Origin of the sequence: Paenarthrobacter sp. YAF11_1 (genome assembly GCF_052113445.1) — a bacterium.
Lineage (GTDB): Bacteria > Actinomycetota > Actinomycetes > Actinomycetales > Micrococcaceae > Arthrobacter.
In genome coordinates this window covers 1-426 of record NZ_JBFRDF010000042.1, presented here as the reverse complement: position 1 = coordinate 426, position 426 = coordinate 1, and the positions used below count along the sequence as shown (strand labels likewise).

The window sequence follows — 426 nt, the reverse complement described above, 5'->3', positions numbered from 1 at the left end:
GCTCTACCTTGTTTCACAACAGCGACATGATTCCCGCAAATTTGCCGTTGCTGATAGGTCTGCTGATCAATGTCAGGTCCATCGCTGCTGAATGGTTCGTACACGCAGTCATAACCGCAAGATACTTCCCGTTTTCCGTCCTGTACCTCACTAATAAGTGTTTGATCGTATATCACCAAATCAGCCAGCAGCAGGTCACTGTCGCCTCCTGAGCCCTGTCTAACATTTTGTACAACACCTCTGGTGTATCTTGTTGCATTGTCCGGTACAACAGCTTCTGGAGGATGCTCGTCGGTTAAAACCTTTCCTTCGAAGCTCGCCATTGCTGCAGGACTAAAAACTTCTTCGGGGCTGCGGTAGACCTTAACGACTTTTCCTTGCATACCATCGGCGCCTATCTCTTCGCCAAGGTATTCATACCAACCG

Annotated in this window: 1 protein-coding gene; it reads right to left on the bottom strand. The window is 48.8% G+C overall.

Features of this window, described 5'->3' with window-relative positions; all coding sequences use genetic code 11:
- Window positions 1-426 (bottom strand): DUF2213 domain-containing protein (locus AB4Y77_RS22985; RefSeq protein ID WP_442015466.1); only part of this gene is annotated, 426 nt, incomplete at both ends.